The organism is Pelomicrobium sp. G1, assembly GCF_051905455.1.
Classification (GTDB): Bacteria; Pseudomonadota; Gammaproteobacteria; order Burkholderiales; family UBA6910; genus Pelomicrobium.
Window position 1 is genome coordinate 1 of the sequence record NZ_JBQACR010000163.1, and the last position, 373, is coordinate 373.

Sequence of the window (373 nt, forward strand, 5' to 3'; positions counted from 1 at the left end):
ATCCCGAAGTATGGAGAGACCATTATCAGATCCTTCGACGTTCGGACGGAAAGCTCCTAGGCGAAGCCGTTAGTTACTCCAGGCGGGGTGGTGACATTCCAGGGCCATGGCATAGTTCATCATACGGATGCCCTAAAGAGGCGGGTGAAGTGACATTGATTAAAAGGATATTTATTAAAGATCACAACAAAACCGGAGAGACGCAATGACCTCGATTAGTAAGTATTTCGATCAAGCCGAGCTTGCTTTGGCAGCTTATGCCGATTTGGAGTCAAACGTCGATCCGATAGCGGAACTTAAAAGACCAGGTTCAGCTAAAGCACAACCCAAAACCTTTTTGAAGCACTGGGGCATACCCACCCACCAAAGCAAC

The 373-nt window shown here is 47.7% G+C and carries 1 protein-coding gene; it reads left to right on the top strand.

The features are described from left to right. On the top strand, positions 1-209 hold a 209-nt coding region (locus ACTFO6_RS17985), incomplete at its 5' end, for a hypothetical protein (protein ID WP_439935774.1). Positions 210-373 lie beyond the last annotated feature (164 nt).